Origin of the sequence: Myxococcus sp. MISCRS1 (genome assembly GCF_026626605.1) — a bacterium.
GTDB lineage: Bacteria > Myxococcota > Myxococcia > Myxococcales > Myxococcaceae > Myxococcus > Myxococcus fulvus.
Genome location: NZ_JAPNKB010000001.1, coordinates 9,949,124 through 9,973,691 on the forward strand (window position 1 = coordinate 9,949,124; position 24,568 = coordinate 9,973,691).

The window sequence follows — 24,568 nt, forward strand, 5'->3', positions numbered from 1 at the left end:
GGCTCGTATAGGTCCGCGCGACTGAAGAGGGAGGTCACGGTCCTCGTGGCGCTGATCGTCCAGAAGTACGGCGGTACCTCCGTTGGTGACACCGAGCGGATGAAGAACGTCGCCCGCCGCTGTCTGGCCGCCCAGCAGGCGGGCCATGACGTGGTGGTGGTGGTCTCGGCGATGTCGGGTGAGACGAACCGGCTGCTCAAGCTGGTGGCGCAGATCACCGACCGGCCGGACGAGCGTGAGCAGGACGTCGTCGTGGCCACCGGGGAGCAGGTCTCCATCGGGTTGGTGGCGATGGCCATCCAGGCCCAGGGTGGCAAGGCGACGAGCTTCCTGGGGCACCAGGTGCGCATCGTCACCGACAGCACCTTCTCGAAAGCGCGCATCAAGAGCATCGACGCGCAGCCCATCCGACAGGCCCTGTCCAAGGGGCACATCGTGGTGGTGGCGGGCTTCCAGGGCGTGGACGAGGAGGGGAGCGTCACGACGCTGGGGCGCGGAGGCTCGGACACCACGGCGGTGGCGGTGGCCGCGGCGCTGAGCGCGGATGCGTGTGAAATCTATACGGACGTCGACGGCGTCTACACCACGGACCCGAACATGGTCCCCGCCGCGCGCAAGCTGGAGCGCATCGCCTACGAGGAGATGCTGGAGCTGGCGAGCGTGGGCGCGAAGGTGTTGCAGATCCGCTCCGTCGAATTCGCCATGAAGTACAAGGTGCCGCTCTGGGTGAAGTCGTCGTTCACCCAGGACCCGGGCACACTCGTGTGTGAGGAGGACAAGTCCATGGAGGACGTGCTGGTCCGCGGCGTGGCGTATGACCGCAACGAGGCGAAGATCACCATCTGCGGCGTGCCGGACGTGCCGGGCGTGGCGGCGAAGATCTTCGGCCCGCTCGACGAGAAGCACATCGTGGTGGACCTCATCGTCCAGAACCAGTCCCGCGAGGGGCGCACGGACCTGACCTTCACGGTGGGCAAGTCGGACTTCCTCAAGGCGCAGGAGGTGGTGCGCGAGGCGGTGAAGGACATTCCCGTCTCCGGCATCGAGACGGACGACAACGTGGCCAAGGTGTCCATCGTCGGCGTGGGCATGCGCAACCACTCGGGCGTGGCGGCGCGGATGTTCACGGCGCTGTCGGCCGAGGGCATCAACATCCAGATGATCTCCACGTCGGAGATCAAGGTGTCGTGCGTGGTCCACTCCAAGTACACGGAGCTGGCGGTGCGGGCGCTGCACACGGCGTTCGGGTTGGATCAGCCGCTGCCGCCCGAGGGCGCGACGACGGTGTCGGAGACGGCGGCGCTCAAGGGCGAGAAGGTCTGAGCCGGTGGCGGGGCGGACGGCCGCGCTCGCCGTCGTCGCGTTGGCGGTGATGGGCGTCGGGGCGGTGGCCCGCTGGCGCTGGCCGGATTCCCGGTCAGCGTTGGATTGTCCTCCGGAGGCGGTGCGCATCCGGGAGGACGGCGTGGCGACGTGTGGTGGGGGCGAGGAGCCCACGGGGGCGGCGGCGCTGGCGTTGGGGCGCAGGCTGGACCTGAACGTCGCCACGGCGGAGGAGCTGGCGTTGTTGCCGGGCGTGGGGGCTTCGCTGGCGCGGGCGCTGGTGGAGGCTCGGGACCTGGCGGGCGGTTTCCGGAGCTGGGAGGCGGTGGACGAGGTCCCCGGGGTGGGTGAAGCCCGGTTGAAGACCCTCCAGGCGGCCACGGTGTTGGGCTCGCCTCCGGATGCCGGGCCCGTGTGGTAAGCACGCGGCGTGCAGATCGCCTGCCCTCAGTGCTCGATGCAGTATGCCTTGGATCCCCGCCTGCTTCCGCCGGGAGGGGCGTCGGTCCAGTGTACTCGCTGCAGCCATGTGTTCCTGGCCTCGCCGCAGGCGCAGACTCCGCGCCCCGTCGCCGCGGACGGCGCTGGCCCCAAGACGCCGAGTGGCTCGTGGGGTACGGCGCCCGGTGGCAATCCCAGCTTGATGCGCACGCAGATCTTCGGCTCCGGGAAGGCGTCGGAAGGCGCTGGCGGTGCGCAGGTCGCGGGTGCCTCGGGCGTGCAGGGGACGACACAGCGCTTCGGCGCGGTGGACGGGGCGCATGATGCCGTGAGCGGGCAGGGCGGGACGCAGGCCGCGGGTGCTCATGGGGCCACGCAGACCTTCGGCGCGGTCGGCTCCCAGGGCGCGCCATCGACCGAGGGTGCGGGCGCCTACGGGGCGACGCAGACCTTCGGCGCAGTCGGCGCTCCCGGAATGACGCAGGCCTCCGGCGTGGGGGCTCAGGGTTCGACGCAGACGTTCGGAGCTGTGGGTGCCCCTGGCATGACGCAGCCTTCGGTGGCGGGCACTCACGGCTCAACGCAGACCTTCGGCGCGGTGGGCACGTCTGGAATGACGCAGGCCTCGGCGGGGGCTCACGGCTCGACGCAGACCTTCGGCGCTGTCCCTCCGTCGGGCCCGGCCCCCACTTCAGGAAGCCCGATATTCCCCAGCCACACGGGCGGAAGTCCTCGCCAGACCACGCAGGTCTTCGGTGCGGCCACGTCAGGCCCCCCTCCGTCGCCTCCATCGATTGCCCCCGTGACGCTCGGAGCTTCGGGCACGTCAGGCACGAGCCCGTCCTCACCCGCGAGCGGGACTCCCGCCCATATCGGGCGCACGCTCACGTACGGAGCCGTGTCTGACCCGGCCGATGCGGGAGCCGTCCCCGAGCTCCCCGCCGAGAGGTCCACGAGCCTCTACGGCGAGGCCTCGTCGTCCACCGAACTCTTCGGTGCCGCCAACGCGCCCGGGTCTCCGGTCAATCGCAAGACCTCCGCGTACGGCGCGGCCACCGACGCCGGGTCGCACGGCGTGAACCTGCCGCCCATGGAGCTGCCGGGACTCGGCGCCCTGGGCGCCGCCGGTGGCCAGGGACCCAGCACCTCGGAGCCCGCCTACCGCCGAGGCGCCGTCTCCCTCCCACCGGAGCTGCTGTCCGCGAACCGCGAGTCCGCGGACCTCGTGGCCTCGACCCCTTCGAGCTCTTCCTCGCGGCTCTGGCTGGGCCTGGTCGTGGCGGCCGGGGTGCTGCTGGCCGGAGTGCTCGCCTATCCCGCGTGGAAGAACCGTGACGCGGACATGCCGGCCACCGCGGTGACGGAGAAGGAGCGGGCCTCGGTCCTGCTGCGCAGGGACGACTCCGTCTCCAGGGACCAGGCCATCCAGAGCCTCAAGGCCCTCACGGCCACGTATCCAAAATACACCGAGGCCCAGGCCGAGCTCGTCGTGGCGCTCTCGCTGCGCCTGGGCGAGCTCCAGGCCGAGGCCGAGCGGCTGCGAACCCAGGGCGAACTCCTCCAGCGAGACATCGACGAGCGCGCCGCCGCCCAGGCCACCGTCGACTGGGAGAGCCGCGTCAACGCGCTGAAGGCGCAGCGCGAGGACGTCATCAAGCTCGGCGGACCGCTGCGCATCGAGATCGACCGCCTGCGCAAGGAAGTGGACGTCCTGGCCGAGGCCCTCGAGGCCGCGCCCGAGGTGGAGCCCACGCCGGCCCTGGCCGCGCGGGTGAAGGCCCGGGCCCTCCACGCGGGGGTGACGGCGGCGCCGGATGCCCTCGCGCTGGCCGAGCGCCTGCGCAACGTGGAGGGCGCCCCGAAGGCGTGGAGCACCGTGGCCCGCGCCGAGTACGTGCTCAGCTCCGGCTCTCCGCCGGAGTCGGTGGCCCAGTCCGTGTCGGAGCTGGAGGCGCTCCGTCAGGCGGATGGCACCCTGCTGCGCCCCTACGTCCTGGGTGCCCGGCTGGCCCTGCGCCAGAAGGACCCGGCGGCGGCGCGTTCACTGCTGGACGACGTGCTGGCGCTCAACAAGAACCACGAGCTGGCGCGAAAGCTGCTCGAGCAGGTCTCCACGAGCGCCCCGCGGCCCTGAAACGACGTGCGTCCCACCCGGGCGGAGGACTGGAGAAAGTCCAGTCCCACCCGGCGCTGATCCCCACGCCTGCCTCCGCGCTCCGAGCGGAGCGGGGTGCTCACGCGGGGCATGCCTCTTGCTGAACCCAGGGCCGATTCGAGGACTGGGTCTTGGGAGGCATGGTCGATGGCGGAGGTCTTCTTCTGGTGTGCCGCGCTGCTGCTGGCGCACACGTATTTTCTCTACCCATTGAGCCTGTTCGTGCTGGATGGGGCGGCGCAGGTGGCGCAGAACATCCGGGCGATGCGAGGCGGGGACGCGCGCCGTGAGCTGCCGGGCAGGCGTGGGGCGGCTCCATCGGTCAGCCTGGTGGTCGCGGCGTACAACGAGGCGTCCTGCATCGGGCAGAAGCTCGAGAACAGCCTCGCGCTCGACTACCCGGCCGACCGCTTCGAGGTGCTCATCGGCTCGGACGGCTCCACCGACGGCACCAACGAGCGCGTGCTGGAGTGCCGGGACGAGCGCGTGCGCCTGTCCCCCGCGCCCCGCGCGGGCAAGACGACGGTGCTCAACCGCTGCATCCCCATGGCCAAGGGCGACATCGTGGTCCTCTCGGACGCGAACACGATGATCGAACCCGACGCCATCGAGAAGCTGGTGCGCCACTTCGATGACCCGGAGGTGGGAGCGGTCTGCGGCAAGCTGCGCCTCTACAACCCGACGAAGAAGGACTACGAGGAGAGCGCGTACTGGAGCTACGAGTCCCTCATCAAGATGTACGAGGGGCGCCGGGGCGCGGTGGTGGGGGCCAACGGGGGCCTGTACGCCATCCGCCGCACGCTCTACACGCAGCTGCCGCCGTCCACCATCGTGGATGACTTCGTCATCCCGCTGCGCATCCTCGAGAAGGGCTACAAGGTCGCGTACGAGGAGAAGGCCGTCGCGCACGAGGAGACGACGGAGGACTACGGCAAGGAGTTCGGCCGCCGCGCGCGCATCGCCGCCGGCAACTTCCAGAGCCTGCGCATGGTGCCGGGCCTCCTGCTGCCCACCGCGGGCTTCCCCGCGTTCGCGTTCTGGTCGCACAAGCTCTTGCGCTGGTGCGCGCCCGCGCTGATGGGCGTGGCGCTGCTGGCGAACCTGTTCCTGCTCGACAGCATGTTCTACCGCGCCACGCTCTTCGCCCAGGGCCTGTTCTACGCGCTGGCGTACCTGGGGAAGGTGGGCGTGCTCAAGCGCGGCGCGGCGAAGCGGGTGGCCTCGGTGGCCTACTACTTCGTCACCATGAACCTGGCCATCGTCGTGGGCTTCTGGCGCTTCCTGCGCAACTCGCAGCGCGCCGCGTGGGACCGCACCGCGCGCGCATCCTGAGACGAAGTCCTCGCCGCTTCACCGGCGCCCGGCTCTTCCTGGAGTCGGGCGCCGTTCGTTTCAGCGCAGGGCCACAGGGATGGGCGCGGGCTTCTTCTTCGCCGGGGCGCTCGCGGGGAGCACGCTGCCGTAGGCCGCGAAGAGCTGCCCGGTGTGCACCGGGGCCTTGTTCGGGCCGGGGTGGCGCAAGAGGTCGTTGAGCACCTCGCCCGTCTTCGGATCCCTCGGCAGGTGGGGGCGCGCCAGGTTCATCCGGTAGCGCACCACGCCCCGGTTGACCCGGTGGATGACGGTGACGGTGCCCTGCGCGTCCACGCTGTCGACGATGCCCACGTGGGTGAGGCCATCGTTGCGGCGGCCGTCCCGGTTCTGGTCGTACGTCTCGTGGAAGAACACCAGGTCCCCGGGCACGGGCCGGCCGTCCTCGTACACGCGGCCATGGGCGCGGGCGTAGCGGTACAGCGCGGTGACGCCGTTGTCTCCGGGCTTGAGCGTCCCGCGGAAGGACAGGCCCGCCTGCGCGTAGACGCCCTCGATGAGGCCCGTGCAGTCGGACGGGTACTTGCGGCCGTCGAAGGTCACCTGCGGCTTGCCCACCACCGAGCGCGCCGCGGCCAGGACCTTCTCGCGCGCATCGGCCGAGACGGGGCGCGCGCCCTGGGTGCTCACCTTCGTGGTGGCTGGCTTGCCCTTCGCGGGCCGGGACGCGGCGGCGCGCGCGGGTGTCTTCGCCTTCGCCGGCGCGGGCTTCTTCTCCGCTTGCGCCGTCGCCACGGGCGTGGAGAGCGACTCGCGCGGGAAGGCCGGCGGCGAGGCCGAGTGGTAGCGGACCGCGTACGAGTCCAGCCAGGGCTCCAGCCGGCCGGACGGGGTGGCGCAGCCCGTCGCGAGCATCGAGAGCATTCCCATCAGCGTGAGCCACCGCATGCGCGACCTCCCTGTAGCGTCCTGGGGCACCATGCTGGCCCCGGCTTCGTGTGTCGTCAAAAAACCTACCCAGGCAACCGTCCGTGGCGGCGCGTGTTTCCGGGGGGAGCGGGGTGCGGTATTGCTCCAGGAGAATGTTTTCACTCCGCCGAGCCTTCCCCGTCCTCCTGCTGGCCACCGGGTGCCTGCCCAATCCGTATGACCGCGCCGCCAGCACGGACACCGTGGAGGGCTATCGCGCCTTCCTGCGGGAGAACCCGACGCACCCGGATGGTGACGCCGCCGAGGCCCGGCTGGAGGAGCTGGAGTTCGAGGAGGCGAAGCGGCTGCACACGGTGCTCGCCTACAAGCGCTTCCTGGAGGCGTACCCGGAGGCGCCGCACACGCGCACCGCGAGGACGCTGCTGGAGGGCCTGCGCTTCAACGCCGCGAAGGAGGCCGACTCCGTGGCCGCCTGGAAGCAGTTCCTCCAGGAGCACCCGGACGGCGCCCAGCGCGACGAGGCGAAGCGGCTGATGCTGGAGGCGGAGTCGCGCGAGCTGGCGACGACGGAGGACCCGAAGCGGCTGGCCGAGTACCTGCGCGAGAAGCCGGATGATCCACGCCGACTCCAGGTCGAGTCGCGGCTGGACGCGCAGGCCTTCGAGCAGGCCAGGGGCTCCGGCGCGACGAAGCTGTTCGCCTACCTCAAGGACTTCCCGGCCGGCGTGCACCGCGAGGAGGCGCGCGTCCTGCTGCTGGGGCTGGAGGTGGAGGGGCTGCTCGTCTCGGGGCTGGTGGACGAGGCCGAGGCGCGGGTGAAGGCGCATCCGCTGGGGCCCAAGCTCACGGACTTCCCGGCGCGACTGACGCGCGCCCGCGCCGAGCAGGTCGCGCTGGCGCATCCGGATCCGCTCGTGCGCGCCGCGCACGTGGGCCACTACCTGCGCGACCTGGAGGACCTGAAGCGCTCGCTGCTGGCGCCGGACGCGCTGGACCGCTGGCAGGCGGCGGAGGAGCTGGGCCAGCACGTCTCCGTGCGCGCGGTGGATCCGCTCCTGGACGCGCTGCGCTCGGCGCGCAACCCGTTGATCCGCCAGAACGCGCTGGAGTCGCTGCGCACGGTGCTCACGTCGCTGCCGCGCCCGGTGGCGGAGTACGAGGTGGCCTCCCGGCTGGACGCCCTGCGCGAGCGGGCCAGCAGCGCGGAGATGTACCTCACCGTGGCCGTCCTCCTGGACCTCTCCGGGCAGCTGCCGCAGGCCTCCACCGAGTACCAGCGCGCCTTCGACTCCGGCGTGCCGGACCCCGTGGTGCTGCGCCGCTGGGTGGACATCCGCGAGGGGCGCAAGCAGCCCTTCTCCGCCGCGGTGGCCGCGCGCCAGCTCGCGGTGTGGGCGCTGAACGTGGCCCGCGACGAGACGGTGACGACGGAGGGCCGCGTGCCCCTGGCCTCGGCGCGGCAGCTGTGCGCGGCGGCCGTCAACGCGAGATTCGCCCAGGAGGCCATCGCCCGCGCGCGCGCCGTCTCCACCGAGTTCCCCGAGGACCTGGCTGAGTTCGAGCGCCGCGCCGAGGAGGCCCGCCGCCTCACCGAGGCCCGGCTGGCGGACGCGGAGCTGATCCTCCGCGAGCAGTCGCCCGGGGTGCGCACCTGCGCGGACCGCGGCGTCACCGAGCGGCTGGAGGGCGGGGTGAAGGAGCGCACCGCCGCCCTCGCCACGGTGAGCACGAAGCTGCCCCAGGTGGGCCGGGTGCTGCTGGAGCTGGCCCGGGAGCGGGACCCGTCCGCCCAGGTCCGCGAGGCGGCCTCGGCGCGGCTGACGGCGCACAAGCCCGTGCCGTGAAGTCCGGCTGATCCGTTCGTCCCGGGCGGGCGGGGCGGTTAGAGTTCCGCGCCCCATGGTCTCCCCGCCCACCCCCAGGCCGCTCGGTCCGCCGAGTGGCCCGTCGCGCATCGACTACGCCCGGCTCCTCAACGAGGAGCAGCTGCGCGCGGTGGAGGCGGACGCGGGGCCGGTGCTGGTCATCGCCGGCGCGGGCTCCGGCAAGACGCGCACGCTCACCTTCCGCGCGGCGCGCAGGCTGGAGCTGGGCCTCTCGCCCGACCACCTCCTGCTCTTGACGTTCACCAACAAGGCCGCGCGCGAGATGACCCGCCGCCTGGCGGAGCTGGTGGGCGGCTTCGTGGACGTGGGGCGCGTGACGGGCGGCACGTTCCACCACGTGGCGCATGCGCTCCTGCGCGAGCACGCGACGGCGCTGGGCTACTCGGAGCGCTTCACCGTGCTGGACCGGCAGGACGCGCGGGACCTCATGGTGAGCTGTCTGGCCGAGCGCAAGCTCAAGAGCGACAAGCGCTTCCCCCGGCCGGAGCTGGTGCTGGAGCTGGTGTCGCTCGCCACCAACCTGCAGCAGGCCGTGTCGGAGGTGCTGGTGGACCGCCGGCCGCAGTTCGTCCCGCTGGCGCCGGAGGTGCTCGCCACGGCGGCGCTCTACCGCCAGCGCAAGACGCGGCTGCACCTGATGGACTTCGATGATCTGCTCCTCAACCTGAAGCGGCTGCTCGTCGAACACCCCCGCGTCCGCGCCCTGCTCGCCGAGCGCTTCCACGCCGTGCTCGTGGACGAGTACCAGGACACCAACAGCCTCCAGGGCGAGCTGGTGGATCTGCTCGCCGGGGAGCGTCAGGACCTCACCGTCGTGGGGGACGACTGCCAGTCCATCTACAGCTTCCGGGGCGCGGACTTCTCCAACATCATGGGCTTCCCGGAGCGGCACCCCGGCTGCGCCGTCTTCACCCTGACGCGCAACTACCGCTCGACCCCGGAGGTCCTCCAGCTCGCCAACGCCGCCATCGCCCAGAACACGCGGCAGTTCCCCAAGGCGCTCGTCTCCGAGCGTGCCTCCGGGCCCCGGCCCCTCGTCGTCCCCACGCTGGACGCGGCCGAACAGGCGACCTGGGTGGCCGAGCACATCCAGACGCTCCACGCGCGGGGCGAACCCCTGGAGTCGATGGCCGTCCTCTACCGCGCCCACAACCACGGCCTGGAGCTCCAACTGGAGCTGACGCGCCGGGGCCTGCCGTTCCGGGTGCGCTCCGGGGTGCGCTTCTTCGAGCAGCCCCACGTCAAGGACGTGCTGGCCCACCTGCGCTGGGTGAACAACCCCCGGGACGAGCTGGCGTTCCGCCGGGTGGTGCGCGCGGTGCCGGGCGTGGGACCCACCACGGCGGAGCGCCTGTGGACCTCGCTGCGCGCCCTGCCGGAGGGCCTGTCCCTGGGGGAGCGGCTGGTCCACGAGGACGTGCGGCGTCACGTGTCGAAGAAGTCGCTTCCGGCCTTCGAGCGGCTCACGGCGCTGATGGGGCGGCTGGGACGCCCGGAGGCCACGCGCGACCCGGGGGGGCTCATCGAGGACGTGCTGGCGGGTGGGTACGCCGCCCGGCTCGCCCTGGAGGCCACGCCCGAGGACGGCCGGGAGGACGACCTTCGGCGGCTGGCGGAGCTGGCCCGGCGGTTCGAGGACCTGCCGCGCTTCCTGTCGGAGCTGGCGCTGGTGGCGGAGTTCGCCGCCAAGGAGGCCCTGGAGGGCGATGCCCCCGGGGACGTCCTGACGCTCAGCTCCGTCCATCAGGCCAAGGGGCTGGAGTGGCGGAGCGTCTTCGTCCTCTGGCTGGTGGATGGGCGCTTCCCCATGTCCCAGGCGACTCGCTCGGCCGAGGAGGAAGAGGAGGAGCGGCGCCTGTTCTACGTGGCCACCACCCGGGCCCGGGACCTCCTGGTGCTGGTGTACCCCCTGTCCGTGCTGCCCCGGGAGGGAGAGCGCATCGTCCTGCGTCCGTCCCGCTTCCTGGACGAGCTGCCGACGGGGGAGGGGGGGCCGTATGATCGCCTGGTCCTGCCCTCCACCGAGGCGGTCCGAGGGGTGCTCCCACCCCCCCTGGGTTGGAACGAGCCGGGTCCGGAGGGCTCCGAGGTGGAGGACTGAGGGCCTCGCCCAGAAACGCGCGCGCGGAGGCGCGACGTGATACAGAGTGGGACGGGGGCGCGCGTCTGGTGGCCCGCGCCCGTGAACTTCATGGCGGACAGACCTCGCATCGTCGGGATTGACCTGGGCACCACCAACACGCTGGTGGCGTCCGTGCGCAACCGCATCCCGAAGATCGTCCCCACGGATCGCGGCAACCTCATCCTCCCCACCGTCGTCGCCCTGTCGGCCAAGGGAGACCTCCTGGTGGGCGGGGTGGCCAAGGACCAGATGGTCACCAACCCCCGCAACACGCTGTGGGGGACCAAGCGCCTCATCGGCCGCAAGTACCACTCCAAGTCGGTGGAGGACCTGCGCGGCTCCTTCCCGTACGACATCGTCGAGGGCCCCAACGGGGACGCCGCGGTGATGATGGGCGGCAAGCTCTACACGCTGCCCCAGGTCTCCAGCTTCGTGCTCTCGCAGCTGAAGACCATCGCGGAGCAGTTCCTGGGCGGCCCCATCGACGCGGCCGTCATCTCCGTCCCGGCCTACTACAACGACAACCAGCGCCAGGCGGTGAAGGAGGCGGGCCGGCTCGCCGGCTTCGACGTCAAGCGCATCGTCAACGAGCCCACCGCGGCGGCGCTCGCGTACGGCTTCAACCGGGGCCTGGACCAGAAGGTCCTCGTCTACGACCTGGGCGGCGGCACCTTCGACGTCTCCGTGCTGCACCTGGCCGGCAACGTCTTCGAGGTCCTGGCCACGGGCGGCGACACCTTCCTGGGCGGCGCGGACTTCGACACGCGCATCATGGAGTACGTGCTGGAGCGCTTCCGGGAGGAGACCAAGGTCGACCTCACCGAGAACCCCATCGCCCTGCAGCGCATCAAGAACGCCGCCGAGGCGGCGAAGATCGACCTGACGCTCATCCCCAATGTCGTCATCGACCTGCCCTTCATCGACGAGCGCAAGGGCAAGCCGGTGGACCTGCGCATCCCCCTGACGCGCGAGTTCCTCAACAGCCTCACCGGCGACCTGGTGGACCGCACCTTCGAGATCTGCGACCGCGTGCTCGAGGAGAAGGGCATCGCCCGCTCGGACATCGACGAGATCATCCTCGTCGGCGGCCAGAGCCGCATGCCGCTCGTGCAGCAGAAGATCCAAGCGCACTTCGGCAAGCCGCCCAGGAAGGGCGTGCACCCCGACGAGTGCGTGGCCCTGGGCGCGGCGCTGCTGGGCGACTCACTGGGCAGCATCGACGCGGTGACGCTGCTGGACGCGGTGTCCATGCCCATCGGCTACGCGCTGCCCAACGGCCGCGTGAAGCGCATCATCGAGAAGAACTCGCTCATCCCCATGGTGAAGAGCTTCCGCCTGCCTCCGCCGAAGGAGCCGGGCTCGGCCTACATCGAGCTGGACATCTTCCAGGGGGACAGCGACCTGATGGTGGACAACGAGTACCTGGGCACCGTCCGGGTCCCGTCCGCCGCGGCCGGCAGGAAGATCGACTTCCGCCTCACTGAGGAGTGTCTGCTCCAGGTGACGGTGGAGGAGGCCAGTGGGACTCCGCGCCGGGTGGACCTGGCCACGCGCGATACCCCGGAGCAGCTCAAGCGGGCGCTCTCGGATGTCCTGCGCAACAACGTCGACCATCAGCCCGTGGCGAGCGGCTCCAACGGCGCCAGCGATGACGAGCGGGGCCTGCTCTCCAGCATCAAGAGAGTCTTCCGAAGAGGATAGGTAGCAGCTCATGGCGAAGTTCCCGTCGAAGGAGTGGCTGGACGAAGCGGTCCGGCTCACGAACGAGGACCCCGAGTGCGCCGTCGCCGGCAAGGGATGGAAGGGCGACTTCGGGGCCATCATCGAGGCCGAGCCCGGCAAGCTGGCGAAGTCCTTCGTGGTGCATGTCGTCCCGGGCGACTGCCGCATCGAGAAGGCCCGCGTGCTCGCGGACCCGGATGACCTGGACGAGCTCGAGCCCGTCTACCTGGCCCGCGCCCCGTACACCGTCTGGAAGCAGCTGCTGCAGGGGACGCTGGACCCCGTGGAGGCGGTGCTCAAGCGCCGCATCTCCATGAAGGGTGACCTGCAGCCGCTCATCGAGCGCATGAAGTACAAGGGCATCGCGGACCGCGTCTTCGCGAAGCTGCAGACGCAGTACATCGACGAGCCGTAGGCTGGGGGGCAACGAGCCATGGGTATCCGTGACGACTTGAAGAAGCAGGCGCTGGAGCTCTCCAGCAAGGCCGTGGAGAAGCTCATGGCCGACGAGAAGCGCGCCATGGCCATCGCCAACGCCATCGGCAAGGCCCAGCGGGGCAAGCAGGCCCTGGACCGCGGCCAGGAGGAGCTGCTCAAGGCGTTCCACTTCGCGCCGAAGAGCGAGTTCAAGGCCGTGGGCAAGCAGCTGTCCGGCCTCAAGCGTCGGCTGCGTGAGCTGGAAGAGAAGCTGGATGGGCTCTCGTAGAAATTGCGTTGACACCCGAGGGAGCAGATGGCATCTAGCTCCCCGTCGCGACGCGGTGGCAACACGCAGCGCGGGCGTATAGCTCAGCGGTAGAGCACTGCCTTCACACGGCAGGGGTCGCAGGTTCAAACCCTGCTGCGCCCAACCAGAAGAGGCCGTGAATCCAAGGGGAAACCCAAGGGTTCACGGCCTCTTCGCTTTCCGGCGCATGACTTTGGCGGCGCCCGGCTCCGGCGCGCCCGGCATGAGGTCCGGACGCGCCCTGGCTTCGGGGGATGTGCTGCGGGCTGCTTCAGCTCTCCGACGGTTTGACGAGCGTGTCGGCGCCCGTCTCCGGCGTGTGCGGCGGCAGGTTCTTCGCCTTGATGAGCGAGGCGACGATGCTGGCGCCCAGCAGCGTGGCGATGACGCCCAGCGAGACGGCCGGGTGGATCTTCACGAAGTCGATGAGCGCCATCTTCGCGCCCACGAACACCAGCACGCCCGACAGGCCCACCTTCAGGTAGCTGAACTTCTCCACCGCGCCGGCCAGCAGGAAGAACAGCGAGCGCAGGCCCAGGATGGCGAAGATGTTGGACGTGAAGACGATGAACGGGTCTCGCGTCACCGCGAAGATGGCGGGGATGGAGTCCAGGGCGAAGAGGATGTCCGACGCCTCCACCAGGATGAGCGCCATCAGCAGCGGCGTGGCCAACCGGCGGCCGTTCTCCATGGTGAAGAAGTGGTGCCCGTCGAAGCGCGTGGTGGACGGGATGCTCTTGCGCAGCATCCGCATCATCCACCCGTCCTCCGGATGGTCCTCCTTGTTGCGCTGCACGAACAGCTTCAGGCCGGTGATGATGAGGAAGCCGCCGAAGACGTAGATGAGCCAGTGGAAGCGCTCCAGCATGGCCACGCCGGCGAAGATCATGATGGCCCGGAGCACGAGCGCGCTCAGGATGCCCCAGAAGAGCACCCGGTGCTGGTACAGCGCGGGGATGCGCATCGCCGAGAAGATGACGACGAAGACGAAGATGTTGTCGACGGAGAGCGACTTCTCGATGAGGTAGCCGGTGAGGAACTCCAGCCCGGGCTTGCCTCCGAACTTCCACCAGAGCCCCGCGTTGAACAGGAGCGCCAGGCTGATCCACACCGTGCTCCAGCCCAGCGCTTCCTTGAAGCTGACCGTGTGGGCCTTCCGGTGGAAGACGCCGAGGTCCAGGGCGAGCATCGCGATGACGAAGGCAATGAAGCCGCCCCACAGGACGGGACTGCCGACGGTTTGTAGAGGTTCCATAGGTGGGGTTCAGATAAGAGCCACCGTTCTCTTCGACAAATAGGGATTACAGACTCACTCCTTCGGAAAAACCGAAGGATGGCTCCCGCAAGCGCTCCAGGGCTGTCCCGGGAGGGGGCGGCCCGGGGAGGGCCGGAGCGGGCGTCACTGGCTGGGGAAGGGTTGCGGGACGTGGTGGGTTTCGGGCCGTCCGGTTGGAAAAACGACAGTCACCGGGCCGCTGAGACCAGCCAGGCGTCGACGCCCCGAGGCAATCCTGGCCTCGGGGGAGCGGCGCGGCGAGGGCCCGCAGGGCGATAGGCGTCCGCGGCTCCTCCGCCACTCTCGCGGCCCCTCGCAGAAGGACCGCCATTTGATCCGGAACCGTGTTCTCTCATCCCTGTGTGGCGCCTTGTTCCTCCTGTCCGCCTCCGCGTGCGGCGCCGACCCGGGCGCTCCCGGAGCCCAGACGCCCGGCGGCACCGAGTCGCCGTCCGAGCAACCCCAGGTCCCGAGCCCCGACCCCACGCCGGGCAACCCCGCGCCGGAGCCCACGCCCGGGGTGACTCCGACACCTGAGCCGACGCCCGAGCCGACGCCTGAGCCCACCCCGGAGCCGACTCCCGAGCAGCCCTCCGTGGACAAGTTCGGCGTGACGCGGCTGTACCCGTCCAAGGCGGGCGGCGAGTCCTGGGCGCTGGCGGACGACCCCACGTCGGACCCCCGGTTCGACCCGCAGCGCGCCATCACCCGCAACGCGGACGGCTCGTGGAAGATGAAGCACAGCCAGGTGCGCATGGGCGTCACCACCTCCACCGGCTACTCCGCCGCGAAGATTCCGACGTATGACCGGGATGTGCTGGCCAGCCGGGGCTACATGCAGGCGCCCAACGACTGGAAGAACGTCGAGATGACGGGCTTCGTGAAGCTCAACGCCGCGTCGGACGGCTCGGACAACTTCGACTGGTACGCGCGCGGCGGCAAGCACAACAACAACAACTCCGGCTGCGAGGGCAGCAGCTACAAGGGCGGCCTGCACTACGACGGCCGCGCCCGCTGGCAGAAGGAGACGTGGCATGTCTCCTACGACCAGGCGCCGTACAAGCCCGCCACCTCCGCGCTCAAGGGGCGCTGGGTGGGCTTCAAGGCGGTGATGCGCAACACCACCGTCAGCGGCAAGGAGGCCGTGCGGCTGGAGATGTACGTCAACGAGAACGCCGACAAGGTGACGTGGAAGAAGGTCTACGACTGGGTGGACGCTGGGGACTGGGGCGGGGACGCCGGGCACTGCGGCGGCTCCGTGGGCGCCATGCCGATCACCTGGGGTGGCCCCATCGCCACGTTCCGCTGGGACAACGCGGAGGACGTCGACTTCAAGTGGCTGTCCGTCCGTGAAATCCAGCCGTAGTCGCTGAGCCGTCTCCACCGACGACGACACCGGGGCGCGGGAGGTCCTCCTTCCGCGCCCTTCGCGTCTCCCGCCCGGGGCCGTGTCGGGACGCGGACGCGAGCCGGGACTGGAAGGCCCCTGGTCCAGGTGACACCCCGTTCGCAGCCTACTTCACGCCGGCCGTGAGAGCGGGCGGCGACTCGGGTGTGTGCGGCCTCGGCGCGTCGTCGGGCCGCTTCGGTGGGGGTGGGGACATGCGAATCACTTTCCTGGGCCATGCAGGCTTCGCCGTGGAGTGCGCGGGGAGCGTCGTCGTCATGGACCCGTGGCTGTCCCCGCGCGGGGCGTTCGACTCGGCGTGGATGCAGCTGCCCCGCAACCACCACCTGGCCCCGCGCGTGCGCGAGCTGTTGGAGACGCCCGGCCGCGAGCGCTACCTGTACGTCAGCCACGAGCACAAGGACCACTTCGACCCGGAGTTCCTGGCCAGCCTCCGCACCCGGGACTTCACGGTGGTGATTCCCCGCTTCCAGCGCTCGGAGCTGCAGGACATCTTCGCCCGCTACGGCTGCAAGCGCGTCATCGCCTGCGAGGACGGACGCGAGGTGCCCATCAAGGGCGGCTACCTCAAGCTCTTCGTGTCCGAGCAGGGCACCAACCGCGACTCCGCCATCATGGTGCGCGGCGACGGCCAGTGCTTCGTCAACCTCAACGACTGCAAGCTGCATGACCGGCTGGCGCGCATCAGCGAGGAGGAGGGGCCCATCGACCTCTTCACCGCCCAGTTCTCCGGCGCCATCTGGCACCCCACCTGCTACGAGTACACGCCGGAGACGTACGCGGCCATCTCGCTGAAGAAGCGCGAGAGCAAGTTCGAGGCGGTGGCGCGCGCGCTGGAGGTGGTGAAGCCGCGGGCCTACCTGGCCTCGGCCGGCCCCGCGTGCTTCCTGGACCCGGCCCTGTTCGCGCTCAACCTGGAGAAGGTGAACATCTTCCCCAACGCCACCACGCTGTTCCGCTTCCTCGAGCAGCGGCTGCCCGGCGCCCACACCCGCTTCCTGGAGCCCATGCCGGGGGACGTGCTGGACGCGGCCTCGCTGGAGTACGTCTCGCTGGACGGCGCGCGGCTGACGGAGGAGGGCTTCGAGTCCTACCTGCGCACCTACGCGGCGGACATGGCGCACCTGTTCCGGGAGCGGCGGCGCAACATGCTGCGCGCGGAGGTGGATGAGATCCACGCCCGGCTGCGCGTGGAGCTGCAGCGCAAGCTGGACCTGTTGGACCTGCACGAGCGGGTGGGGATGCCGCTGTACGTGGAGCTGACGGAGCTGCCCGAGCGCCTCTTGCGCGTGGACTTCAAGGGCCGGCGCGTGGACGAGGTGGCGGAGATTCGCGAGACGACGCGCTACACCATGAAGGTGAGCGCCGCGGACATGGTGCGCGTGCTGGACCGGAAGCTGACGTGGGAGGACTTCCTCTTGTCGTTCCGCCTGCGGCTGAGCCGCTTCCCGGACGTCTACGAGCCCATCCTCCACGGCTTCCTGGGCGTCGAAATCGAGGACATGCGGGCCTTCTGCGAGGGCGTGCGCTCCACCGAGTCCCAGCGCGAGCGCACCGTGGTGACGGTGGGCCACCGGCGCTTCTCCGTGCAGCGCTTCTGTCCGCATCAGGGCGCGGACCTGTCCGAGGGGTGGGTGGAGGAGGGCAGGTACCTGGTCTGCCCGCGCCACCGCTGGCAGTTCGACCTGGAGGACGGAGGCCGGTGCGCCATGAACGGCTCCACCCTCTGCGCCGAGTCCGTGTCGGAGAAGCCCGCCACGCCCGCACCGGCCGAGGAGCCGCTCGCGCTCTGAAATCCTCGTGTGTCGACGCCATGGCACACCGGGCCATGCGGGAACCCCGTATGTGTTTCGCACCCTCCTGTGACATTCCAGGCTACATGGGTGGGTCGAGAGCCTTTGATTTGTGGCGCGGGGTGTCACACGTGTGGTCGCCGTCGCCTCGGGTCTTTCGTGACGTGTCTGTGTTTGATGAACATTGGTGCTGGGATTGAAACATCCGGCGCTACCGTGTCAATGTCAGATGAATCACATACCATGCGAGGAGGTGACGCCCTCGGGGTGTCGCCTTTCTTCAACGGGGAGGTATGTGATGTCTCTGTCGGCAATGGTCAGCAAGCGGTGGATGTGGCTGTGTGGCGCGCTGAGCGGCACGATGCTGCTGGGCGCGGCCTGTGGTGCGCCCGAGGGTGAGGCGGAGGCTCCCGCGGCGGTGGAGCACGTGCAGCCGCTGGTGACGTGTACGCCCGCCAGCTCCGGCACCACCATCTGTGGCGTCGTCACCAACGCGGCCGGAGTCCCGCTCGCCGGGGCGAGGGTGAGCGTCGGCAGCGCCGCGGGGACGTCGGCCTCGGACGGCTCGTTCTCGGTGACGGCGGCGGTGCCCATGGGCACGCCGGTGACCATCGATGTTCCGGGCTACATGCCCTACGTGGGCGCCGTCACACGCAACGTGCTCGGGGCGCGCTTCGTGTTGCACTCGCTGCACCGGCAGACGTTCAGCGCGTCGGGCACCGTCGTGGTGACGGACCCGCGCAACGGCGCCTCCATCCAGGTGAACCTGTCCGCGCTGCGCGGCCCCTCGGGTGAGCAGGTGCAGGGCCCGTTCACGGTGGGCGTGCGTCACATCGACACGGGCCTGTTGTCGATGCCGGGCACCGACGGCGCCGTCAACCTGTCGGGCCAGCAGGTGTTCCTGGAGTCGCGCGGCGCCATCTACACGGAGGTCCGCGACGGCAGGGGGCAGCTGCTCAAGTTGGCCCCGGGCGCCACCGCGCGTGTCTTCATCCCGCTGACGAATGACCTGGCCCCCACGGCCCCGGCGAACATCGCCTTCTGGTCCATGCCCGTGGGCTCCAACCAGTGGCGGCAGCAGCCCACCAGCGGCACCCGCACGAGCAACCCCGTGCAGTGCAACAACCGCGAGACGGTGAGCTGCAACGCGGATGACTGCGCGCGCATCTCCAACAGCGGCTTCACGGCCAACACCAATGAGGTCGGCTTCATCAACGCCGACATCGAGAAGACCAACCCCGCCTGTCTGCGCATCGACGTGAACGCGGCCTCACTGCCGCCGGGCACCACGCTGCCCATCTGCCTGGAGCTGGAGATTCCGCTCCCCACCGGTGGCAGCCAGACGCGCAACATCTGCGTGGGCGCGGGCACGGACGTCCTCTACAACCTGCCGGCCAACGCCAACATCGTCGTGCGCCAGGCCCAGGGCTACGGCTGCCCGCCGCCTCCGGGGGGCAGCGTGGTGGTGAACACCGGCGCGCCCTGGGGCGGCACCGGCGTGCCCTCGACGCCCGGCCAGTGCAACGGCGTGCTGATGCTGCCGCCGCTGCCGTGAAGTCCCTGACACCCTGAAGTCCAAGGGCCCCGGTGCGTCCATCGCGCCGGGGCCTTCTTCGTGGGAGGACGGGGACGCGCCTTGGTCGTGCAGGCGACAGCCATCCGGGACCGGCAGGCGATTACGAGCCCCGGCCCGAGCGGACACCATCGGCCACCCCCATGAGAGTCATTCCCAGAGGCCGCGCTTTCGACCGGCGATTCCGAGTGGCTGTCCTTGGCGCGGGAGTCGGCGGCGTCGTGTCCGCGGCCGAGTGCCAGCGGGCGGGGCACGAGGTGGAGCGGGACTCTCGCCGCGAAGCGGCCCGCTGGCTCGCGCCGGCTGAGCGGCCGCGGGCCGTCTGGTTTCACATCGTCGTTGGAGGAGTTCCACATGAGGGAAGTCGCGCACACCACCCCGCTGCATTCGGAGCCCCGGGGGCCCGCCGAGCTCGTCCGCAGCTTCCTGCCCATCCTGTATGGTTGTGATGAGCACCGTCCCCGCGCCGCCGCGTCGAGGCACTATCACCCGGACACCACGTTCCATGACCCACTCGTCACGGTGCAGGGGCTGGAGCGCGCCCGGCGGCTCGTGTATGTCAACAGGACCTTCCTCTCGGATTGTCGCATGGCCTTCGGCGACGTCACCGAGTCGCGGCGTCCGGATGGCTCCCATGTCGTGATGGCCGAGGTGAAGACCTCGCTCGTCTTCAAGCACTTCCTCGCCCTGCGGCCCTGGCAGGCGCTGGTGGGGGATACCTTCACGTACCACGCCGTGCACAAGGTCGTGCTCGACCAGGACCTGAAGGTCACCGAGCACGAGGAGATCTGCAGCGTCCGCTCCGTGCTCGACTCCTCACCTCTGGGGCGGGTGTTGTATGGCCTGGTCCGGAAGCTCAACCACGCGTGCACGTCCGACTTCGGCTACACGCTGAACCAGTACATCGCCGGGGACCGGAGCGTGCGGACCATCTTCTGACGCCCCAGGGCCCGCGCGGATGTCAGGGATTGAACGGCGTCCGCGGCCCCGCGATATGGGGAGGGCCCCTGTTCGTTCGAGGGATTCCGGGTCGGCCTTCCTCCGTGCACGTCCATCCCGCTCGCGCCGGCCCCATCCCCGGGGGCAGACATGGTGAAGTGGACGTGGGTCGTCGTCGCAATGGTGTGGTGGCTCGCTGGCGCGGGCGGGTGCGACAGCCCGGACCGTGAGGTCATCGAGGTGCCGGTGGATCTGTCTCCCGGCACGCCGCTGCCGGACCCGGGAGACCTGGGGCCACCGCCGACCGTGAGCTGCGCGCTCCGGGTCTCCGTCAGCACTCCGGATGACTGCGGCAAGCTGGAGTCCTACGACCTGACGGGCTGTGATCTGGAGAGCCTGAAGGGCGTGGACACCTCGGGCCCCTTCAACGCGCGCTTCCACGACACCTCGACGGGGCCGGGGCGCGCCACTGATCAGCTGCTGGGCCGGTACTACTTCCTCGAACCGGAGGCGGCCCACCCGATGTTCCTGGTGTCGACCGCCAATATTCCCGGCCGTCCCTACAGCGTGACGGCGGAGCTGGGGTGCCGGGCGGTGGGGACGGACCGCGTGCTGGGCTGTGACGTCTACTGCGAGGCGGGGAAGCCGCCCCGGGTGCTCAGCTTCGAGAGCGTCCGGACCCGCCGCCGGCCCGGGGAAGCAGAGTCCTCGGGCGGGCTGCGACTCATCGGCGAGGCCTCCACGGGGGCGAACACGGGCATGGGGGTGGATGTCTACGTCACCAAGGGGCACGCCTACGTGGTGAACATCGAGGCGGGCTTCCCGGGCGAGGGAGGGCTGTTCGTCTTCGACCTCGCGGACCGCACCGCGCCGCGTCTGGTGGCGTCCATCACGCACCCCGATGATGCCTATTGGAACGGGGTCTGGGCGAAGGACGACGCGCTCTATGTCGCCAGCGCGGCCCGGGGGGTGCTGGTGTTCGACATCGCCGACCCCGCGTCCCCCCGGCTCATCCAGGACCTGTCGGGCGGCATGCGGCGCAGCACCCATACCCTCTTCGTGAATGGCAATCGGCTGTATGCCATGGACAACGGGGACGTCCTCATCTTCGACGTCACCCACGCGCGCGAGCCCGTGTTGCTGGGCAGCTACCGGGACGAGAGCTCCCGGATGCCGGGGCGCAACTCCTATCCCCACGACGCCACCTCCCTGAACCATCTGCTCTTCGTCAACCATTGGGGCGCGGGCCTGCTCATCCTCGACGCGCGCGACCCCGCGAACGTGAAGAAGCTGGGCGCGTACGAGTATCCCAACGCGATGAGCCACTACTCGCGCGTGGCGTACTTCCAGAACAACCTCATCGCGTTCGAGGGCGGCGAGGGGTGGGGCGCCCACCTGCGGGTGCTCAACCTGAACGACCCGGCGAACCCCACCCTCATCGGCGAGTACAAGCTGTCGCCGGAGGTCTCCATCCACAACATGGAGCTCGTCGGCAACCGGCTCTATCTGGCGCACTTCCAGCAGGGCGTGCGCGTCCTGGATGTCACCGTTCCGAGCCGTCCCCGGGAGATCGCCTATCACCACACCTGGCGGGAGCACGACCCCGTGTTCCTCAACGTCTCCTCCTGGGAGGGCGCCGTCGGCATCCGCGTCCCAGGGGACGGCTATGTCTACGTGGTCGACTCGCAGCGAGGCCTGCTCGTCTTCCCGGAGCTGTGAGCCCGCCAGGGGCCCGGGTGTCCCCCGCACCGGGCCTCTGGTAGCCTGGATGCCAATGCAGTCCAGGAGGGGGAAATCCGATGAAGGCGCTGATGATTCCGCTCGTGACGTCGTGTGTCGTGGTGGGCGGCTGTCGCGAGAACAAGGTCGAGGGTGACACACCGGGTCCTGGGGCACCCGAAGTCGAGAAGCGACTCGAGGTGCCACCCAACGGCAAGGTCGTGATGCACAAGCTGTTCGACGACAAGTTCATGGAGATGGCGGCGATGCCGCTGCCGGACAACTGGATCGTCAACAACGGCAAGGCGGTCATCAGCGGACCGGGCAACGTGAATGTCTACATGGTCCCCATGAAGACGTTCATGTTCTCGGGCGACCCGATGATGCAGCAGGTGGCGGCGCGCAGCGGCCAGCCGATGCGGCGCTTCGAGTCCATCGACCAGGTCATCCAGCAGGACCTGGTGCCCATTGCACGCAAGGAGGGCGCGAAGCTGGTGAAGCAATACGACGCGCCGGACATCGCCGCGTCCGACAAGGGCTTCTCGGACCTGCTCTACAAGGTCGCCCCCATGCGCCAGCTCTTCCTGGCGAAGGTGACGGAGTGGACCGACAAGCGCGGTGAGCCGTACATGATGGTCGTCCACCTGAGCGCCACCGACCTGGGCAACATGGTGTCCTGGAACTACTACACGCACGCGCTCGACGCGCCCAAGGAGCGCTACGAGGAGAGCAAGAAGGTCGTCCTCCAGGCGCTCGCGGGCACGCGCTACAATCCGCAGTACGTCCAGGCCTACAACCAGGGCGAGATGGCCCGGGAGCGCGCGAGCTGGGCGGCGCACCACCAGCGCATGCAGGCCAACAAGGCCGCCTTCGAGGCGCAGCAGCGTGCCTTCCACGAGAAGAACGACGCCATCAACAAGTCCATCGCGGAGACCTACGCCAGCCGCGACGCCGCGTCGGACCGCATGCACCACCGCTTCGTCAACTACATCAAGGACGAGGAGACGGTGCGCAACACCGCCACGGGCACCCGGCATCAGGTCCAGACGGGCGCCAATCAGTACTGGATGAACGGCAACGGCCAGTACGTCCCGTCGAACGACCCCAACTACGACCCGAACCGCGACCCCCACCTCAACCACCAGCAGTGGGACGAGGCGGAAGTCGAGGACTGAGATGCCCGACTCCCAGCCACCGTGCAGCCGGTTGCACAGCTTCGCCCGCTCGGCGTGCTGTCCCCTGCACGGTGGTGCCCCTGCTTCACGCGCGGACGCCCTGACACCCTGGTGGGCATCCGGAGTGCATGACATCCTGGGCTGACTTCCAGGAAAGGGGATGTGATGGCCTTGGAGCTGGCGGTAATCCTCGGTTGTGCGATTGCCGTGTCCTTCATCCTGGGGATTGTCTTCGCGCTCCCCAGGACCCACTCGAAGAAGACGCGTCGGCTCGGAGCCGGGCTGCTGATCGCGGGCGGGGTGTTGTCGGCTGGCGGGATGGCGTGGCTCGTCTGGAGCGTCGTCGACTTCTTCTCCAACACCAACTTCTCCAAGGGGCGGGTGCTGCGCCTGCGCGGGCGTGCCCGCGTGGCTCGCCGGGCGCTGGGGGCGGGCTGGGCGGATGACGCCGTGCCGGAGGTCTCGGGGCTCACGACGTGGCAGCGGACGGTGCTCGGGGAGGCGTGGATGACCTCGGCGCGGATGGAGCATGCGTCGGTGCCAGCCTTCGCGAAGCTGTCGCTCCGGCTCTCCGCGATGGGGGCGCCGTCGGCGCTGCTGGAGGACTGCCACCTGGCGGCGCTGGACGAGGTCCGCCACGCACGCAGGTGTTTCGCGCTCGCCCGGGCCTTCTCGGGAGTGGACTGGACGGCGGGGCCCATTCCGGAGCTGGAGCAGGAGGGCGTGACGCCCATGGCGACGGGCTCCGAGGAGGCCTGGGCGCGGCTGGCGCGCGGCTCGTTGCTGGACGGGTGCCTCGCGGAGGGCGTGGCCTCCCTGGTGGCCGCGGAGGGCGCGCGGCGTGCCGCGGACCCCGTGGTGCGCGAGACGCTGTCGGTCATCGCCGAGGACGAGGCGCGGCACGCCGAGCTGGGCTGGGACGTCCTCGACTTCGCGCTGGAGCGGGGCGGCGGCAGCGCGAAGGCCGGTCTGCGGCGCGCCCTGGCGGAGCTGGACTCACGCGGCACGCCCGTGCTCCCGCCCATCCCGGGCGTGGACGAGGACTTCCTGGCGCGGCACGGCCTGCTATCCCAGGCGGAGCTGGGGCGCTGGACCCGCGAGTGCATCCAGCGGACGCGCGGCCGGGCGCTGGCACTGCTCGAGCCGGGCCTCGCGCCTCGGGCGGATGACGGAGGAGGCGGGGCCCCGCTCAAATCGCCTGCCACGGTATGACGGTCTTCAGGTAGCCCTGACGGTTCGAGCGCAGCCCGGAGCGGTTGTAGTCGGTGACGCCCGCGACGTGGAAGAAGAAGTCCCAGGTGTTCACGGCGGTGCGGATGCCGAAGACCAGGCACATCGTCTCATGGAGCGCGACGTTCGTGCGGCCCTGTCCCTGCTTGTAGTTGCGGTAGGCCAGCGTCACCGGGGATTCGACCTTCGCGCCCGCGATGGGGTCCCAGACCCTGGCCAGGTAGTCGTCCTTGCGCATCTGGTGGGTGATGACCTCGTTGGGGCCCTGCGCCGCCGCCATCAACCCGTCCATGTAGGCCTCGGCCAGGTCCGGCCGATTGTGGTCGGTCGACATGCCAATCTTGTTGGCGTTCGCGTGATGAACCCGGACCTGGTTCGTGACGGTGTCCTGCGTCACATAGAAATGACAGCCGTTGAACGGGCCCGACATCATCAGGGGCGGCCCCACGTTGGAGAGGTCCATCGAGACGATGCAGGAGTCCTCCCAGCTCAAGTACTGGCAGGCCAGCGCCCCTCCTGGATTGACTTGATAGGCGTGGAGCTCGTTGGCTGGCGCGTTGCTGAAGAAGGCCTGTTTCCCCGCCGTGATGTCCAGGTAGATGTCGATGTTGTTCTGTTCGATGACGGCGTTGTTGGGCGCCCCGACGACGCCCCCGACGACCATCGCCGCGACGTCGGTCGCGAGCAGGTGCACGAACGGGGCGTTCCCGGCCAGGGGCTTGGTGCGGTTGTACCAGCCGGGCGCGGGCCGGTGGGTGTGGTGGAGGAACAGCGGCTTCTTCTGGAGGAGGTTCAGCCGCGTGCCGTTGTTGTTGAACTGTCCGATGAGGGTCATGTG

19 protein-coding genes, 1 tRNA gene and 1 pseudogene are annotated in these 24,568 nt (G+C 69.8%); 18 read left to right on the plus strand and 3 right to left on the minus strand.

What is annotated here, in order from left to right:
- The first annotated feature begins 45 nt into the window (after positions 1-45).
- From OWM54_RS39975 to OWM54_RS39990, 5 genes and pseudogenes are all read left to right on the plus strand, one after another.
- A complete protein-coding gene (locus OWM54_RS39975) occupies positions 46-1,323 on the plus strand; it encodes an aspartate kinase (RefSeq protein ID WP_141323427.1) in 1,278 nt (425 codons plus the stop codon).
- A gap of 4 nt (positions 1,324-1,327) precedes the next feature.
- Positions 1,328-1,744, plus strand: a complete 417-nt coding sequence (locus tag OWM54_RS39980) for a ComEA family DNA-binding protein (RefSeq protein WP_223747366.1) — start codon at positions 1,328-1,330, stop codon at positions 1,742-1,744.
- Positions 1,745-1,753: 9 nt separating this feature from the next.
- Positions 1,754-1,852 (plus strand): annotated as a pseudogene (locus OWM54_RS43475) (zinc-ribbon domain-containing protein); the annotation flags it as partial.
- Positions 1,853-2,662: 810 nt separating this feature from the next.
- The gene (locus OWM54_RS39985; RefSeq protein WP_267700729.1) at positions 2,663-3,898 is read left to right on the plus strand and encodes a hypothetical protein; all 1,236 of its coding nucleotides are present in this window, start codon (positions 2,663-2,665) and stop codon (positions 3,896-3,898) included.
- A 168-nt stretch (positions 3,899-4,066) separates the two neighbouring features.
- The gene (locus OWM54_RS39990; RefSeq protein ID WP_223747367.1) at positions 4,067-5,251 is read left to right on the plus strand and encodes a glycosyltransferase family 2 protein; all 1,185 of its coding nucleotides are present in this window, start codon (positions 4,067-4,069) and stop codon (positions 5,249-5,251) included.
- Positions 5,252-5,311: 60 nt separating this feature from the next.
- Here OWM54_RS39990 and OWM54_RS39995 read toward each other — a convergent pair whose 3' ends face one another.
- On the minus strand, positions 5,312-6,178 hold the full coding sequence (locus OWM54_RS39995) for a CHAP domain-containing protein (RefSeq protein WP_267700730.1): 867 nt from the start codon (positions 6,176-6,178) through the stop codon (positions 5,312-5,314).
- A gap of 134 nt (positions 6,179-6,312) precedes the next feature.
- Between OWM54_RS39995 and OWM54_RS40000 the strand changes: the two genes are divergently transcribed.
- From OWM54_RS40000 to OWM54_RS40025, 6 genes are all read left to right on the plus strand, one after another.
- A complete protein-coding gene (locus OWM54_RS40000; protein WP_267700731.1) occupies positions 6,313-8,004 on the plus strand; it encodes a HEAT repeat domain-containing protein in 1,692 nt (563 codons plus the stop codon).
- Between the two features lie 55 nt (positions 8,005-8,059).
- Positions 8,060-10,147, plus strand: coding sequence for an ATP-dependent helicase (locus OWM54_RS40005; protein WP_267700732.1), 2,088 nt, complete (start codon positions 8,060-8,062; stop codon positions 10,145-10,147).
- 90 nt (positions 10,148-10,237) lie between these two features.
- Complete coding sequence (locus OWM54_RS40010) at positions 10,238-11,869, plus strand: Hsp70 family protein (RefSeq protein WP_223747371.1); 1,632 nt, start codon at positions 10,238-10,240, stop codon at positions 11,867-11,869.
- A gap of 10 nt (positions 11,870-11,879) precedes the next feature.
- On the plus strand, positions 11,880-12,305 hold the full coding sequence (locus tag OWM54_RS40015; protein WP_046714145.1) for an SCP2 sterol-binding domain-containing protein: 426 nt from the start codon (positions 11,880-11,882) through the stop codon (positions 12,303-12,305).
- 18 nt (positions 12,306-12,323) lie between these two features.
- Positions 12,324-12,596, plus strand: coding sequence for a hypothetical protein (locus OWM54_RS40020; RefSeq protein ID WP_141332022.1), 273 nt, complete (start codon positions 12,324-12,326; stop codon positions 12,594-12,596).
- A 72-nt stretch (positions 12,597-12,668) separates the two neighbouring features.
- Positions 12,669-12,740 (plus strand) — tRNA-Val (locus OWM54_RS40025).
- Between the two features lie 148 nt (positions 12,741-12,888).
- Here the strand turns inward: OWM54_RS40025 and OWM54_RS40030 are convergent.
- Entirely contained in the window at positions 12,889-13,872 is a 984-nt protein-coding gene (locus tag OWM54_RS40030) for a TerC family protein (RefSeq protein ID WP_223747372.1), read from the minus strand.
- Between the two features lie 352 nt (positions 13,873-14,224).
- Here OWM54_RS40030 and OWM54_RS40035 point away from each other — a divergent pair, with 352 nt between their 5' ends.
- From OWM54_RS40035 to OWM54_RS40065, 7 genes are all read left to right on the plus strand, one after another.
- Complete coding sequence (locus OWM54_RS40035) at positions 14,225-15,259, plus strand: carbohydrate-binding protein (protein WP_223747373.1); 1,035 nt, start codon at positions 14,225-14,227, stop codon at positions 15,257-15,259.
- Positions 15,260-15,495: 236 nt separating this feature from the next.
- The gene (locus OWM54_RS40040; protein WP_267700733.1) at positions 15,496-17,094 is read left to right on the plus strand and encodes a Rieske 2Fe-2S domain-containing protein; all 1,599 of its coding nucleotides are present in this window, start codon (positions 15,496-15,498) and stop codon (positions 17,092-17,094) included.
- A gap of 298 nt (positions 17,095-17,392) precedes the next feature.
- Entirely contained in the window at positions 17,393-18,649 is a 1,257-nt protein-coding gene (locus tag OWM54_RS40045) for a carboxypeptidase-like regulatory domain-containing protein (protein ID WP_267700734.1), read from the plus strand.
- A gap of 372 nt (positions 18,650-19,021) precedes the next feature.
- A complete protein-coding gene (locus OWM54_RS40050; RefSeq protein WP_223747376.1) occupies positions 19,022-19,606 on the plus strand; it encodes a hypothetical protein in 585 nt (194 codons plus the stop codon).
- A gap of 150 nt (positions 19,607-19,756) precedes the next feature.
- Positions 19,757-21,325: a hypothetical protein gene (locus tag OWM54_RS40055; protein WP_267700735.1), complete on the plus strand. Its 1,569-nt coding sequence runs from the start codon at positions 19,757-19,759 to the stop codon at positions 21,323-21,325.
- An 80-nt stretch (positions 21,326-21,405) separates the two neighbouring features.
- Entirely contained in the window at positions 21,406-22,500 is a 1,095-nt protein-coding gene (locus OWM54_RS40060; RefSeq protein WP_267700736.1) for a hypothetical protein, read from the plus strand.
- Between the two features lie 165 nt (positions 22,501-22,665).
- On the plus strand, positions 22,666-23,712 hold the full coding sequence (locus tag OWM54_RS40065; protein WP_267700737.1) for a ferritin-like domain-containing protein: 1,047 nt from the start codon (positions 22,666-22,668) through the stop codon (positions 23,710-23,712).
- Here OWM54_RS40065 and OWM54_RS40070 read toward each other — a convergent pair.
- Positions 23,690-24,565: a hypothetical protein gene (locus OWM54_RS40070; RefSeq protein ID WP_223747380.1), complete on the minus strand. Its 876-nt coding sequence runs from the start codon at positions 24,563-24,565 to the stop codon at positions 23,690-23,692. The two genes, OWM54_RS40065 and OWM54_RS40070, sit on opposite strands and share 23 nt — an antisense overlap.
- Between the last annotated feature and the right edge of the window lie 3 nt (positions 24,566-24,568).

Excerpts from the sequence above, each read along its gene's own strand:
- OWM54_RS39990 (WP_223747367.1), top strand. The coding sequence starts at position 4,067 with ATGGCGGAGGTCTTCTTCTGGTGTGCCGCGCTGCTGCTGGCGCACACG.
- OWM54_RS39995 (WP_267700730.1), bottom strand. The coding sequence starts at position 6,178 with ATGCGGTGGCTCACGCTGATGGGAATGCTCTCGATGCTCGCGACGGGC.
- OWM54_RS40000 (WP_267700731.1), top strand. The coding sequence starts at position 6,313 with ATGTTTTCACTCCGCCGAGCCTTCCCCGTCCTCCTGCTGGCCACCGGG.
- OWM54_RS40005 (WP_267700732.1), top strand. The coding sequence starts at position 8,060 with ATGGTCTCCCCGCCCACCCCCAGGCCGCTCGGTCCGCCGAGTGGCCCG.
- OWM54_RS40010 (WP_223747371.1), top strand. The coding sequence starts at position 10,238 with ATGGCGGACAGACCTCGCATCGTCGGGATTGACCTGGGCACCACCAAC.
- OWM54_RS40015 (WP_046714145.1), top strand. The coding sequence starts at position 11,880 with ATGGCGAAGTTCCCGTCGAAGGAGTGGCTGGACGAAGCGGTCCGGCTC.
- OWM54_RS40020 (WP_141332022.1), top strand. The coding sequence starts at position 12,324 with ATGGGTATCCGTGACGACTTGAAGAAGCAGGCGCTGGAGCTCTCCAGC.
- OWM54_RS40030 (WP_223747372.1), bottom strand. The coding sequence starts at position 13,872 with ATGGAACCTCTACAAACCGTCGGCAGTCCCGTCCTGTGGGGCGGCTTC.
- OWM54_RS40040 (WP_267700733.1), top strand. The coding sequence starts at position 15,496 with ATGCGAATCACTTTCCTGGGCCATGCAGGCTTCGCCGTGGAGTGCGCG.
- OWM54_RS40045 (WP_267700734.1), top strand. The coding sequence starts at position 17,393 with ATGTCTCTGTCGGCAATGGTCAGCAAGCGGTGGATGTGGCTGTGTGGC.
- OWM54_RS40050 (WP_223747376.1), top strand. The coding sequence starts at position 19,022 with ATGAGGGAAGTCGCGCACACCACCCCGCTGCATTCGGAGCCCCGGGGG.
- OWM54_RS40055 (WP_267700735.1), top strand. The coding sequence starts at position 19,757 with ATGGTGAAGTGGACGTGGGTCGTCGTCGCAATGGTGTGGTGGCTCGCT.
- OWM54_RS40060 (WP_267700736.1), top strand. The coding sequence starts at position 21,406 with ATGAAGGCGCTGATGATTCCGCTCGTGACGTCGTGTGTCGTGGTGGGC.
- OWM54_RS40065 (WP_267700737.1), top strand. The coding sequence starts at position 22,666 with ATGGCCTTGGAGCTGGCGGTAATCCTCGGTTGTGCGATTGCCGTGTCC.
- OWM54_RS40070 (WP_223747380.1), bottom strand. The coding sequence starts at position 24,565 with ATGACCCTCATCGGACAGTTCAACAACAACGGCACGCGGCTGAACCTC.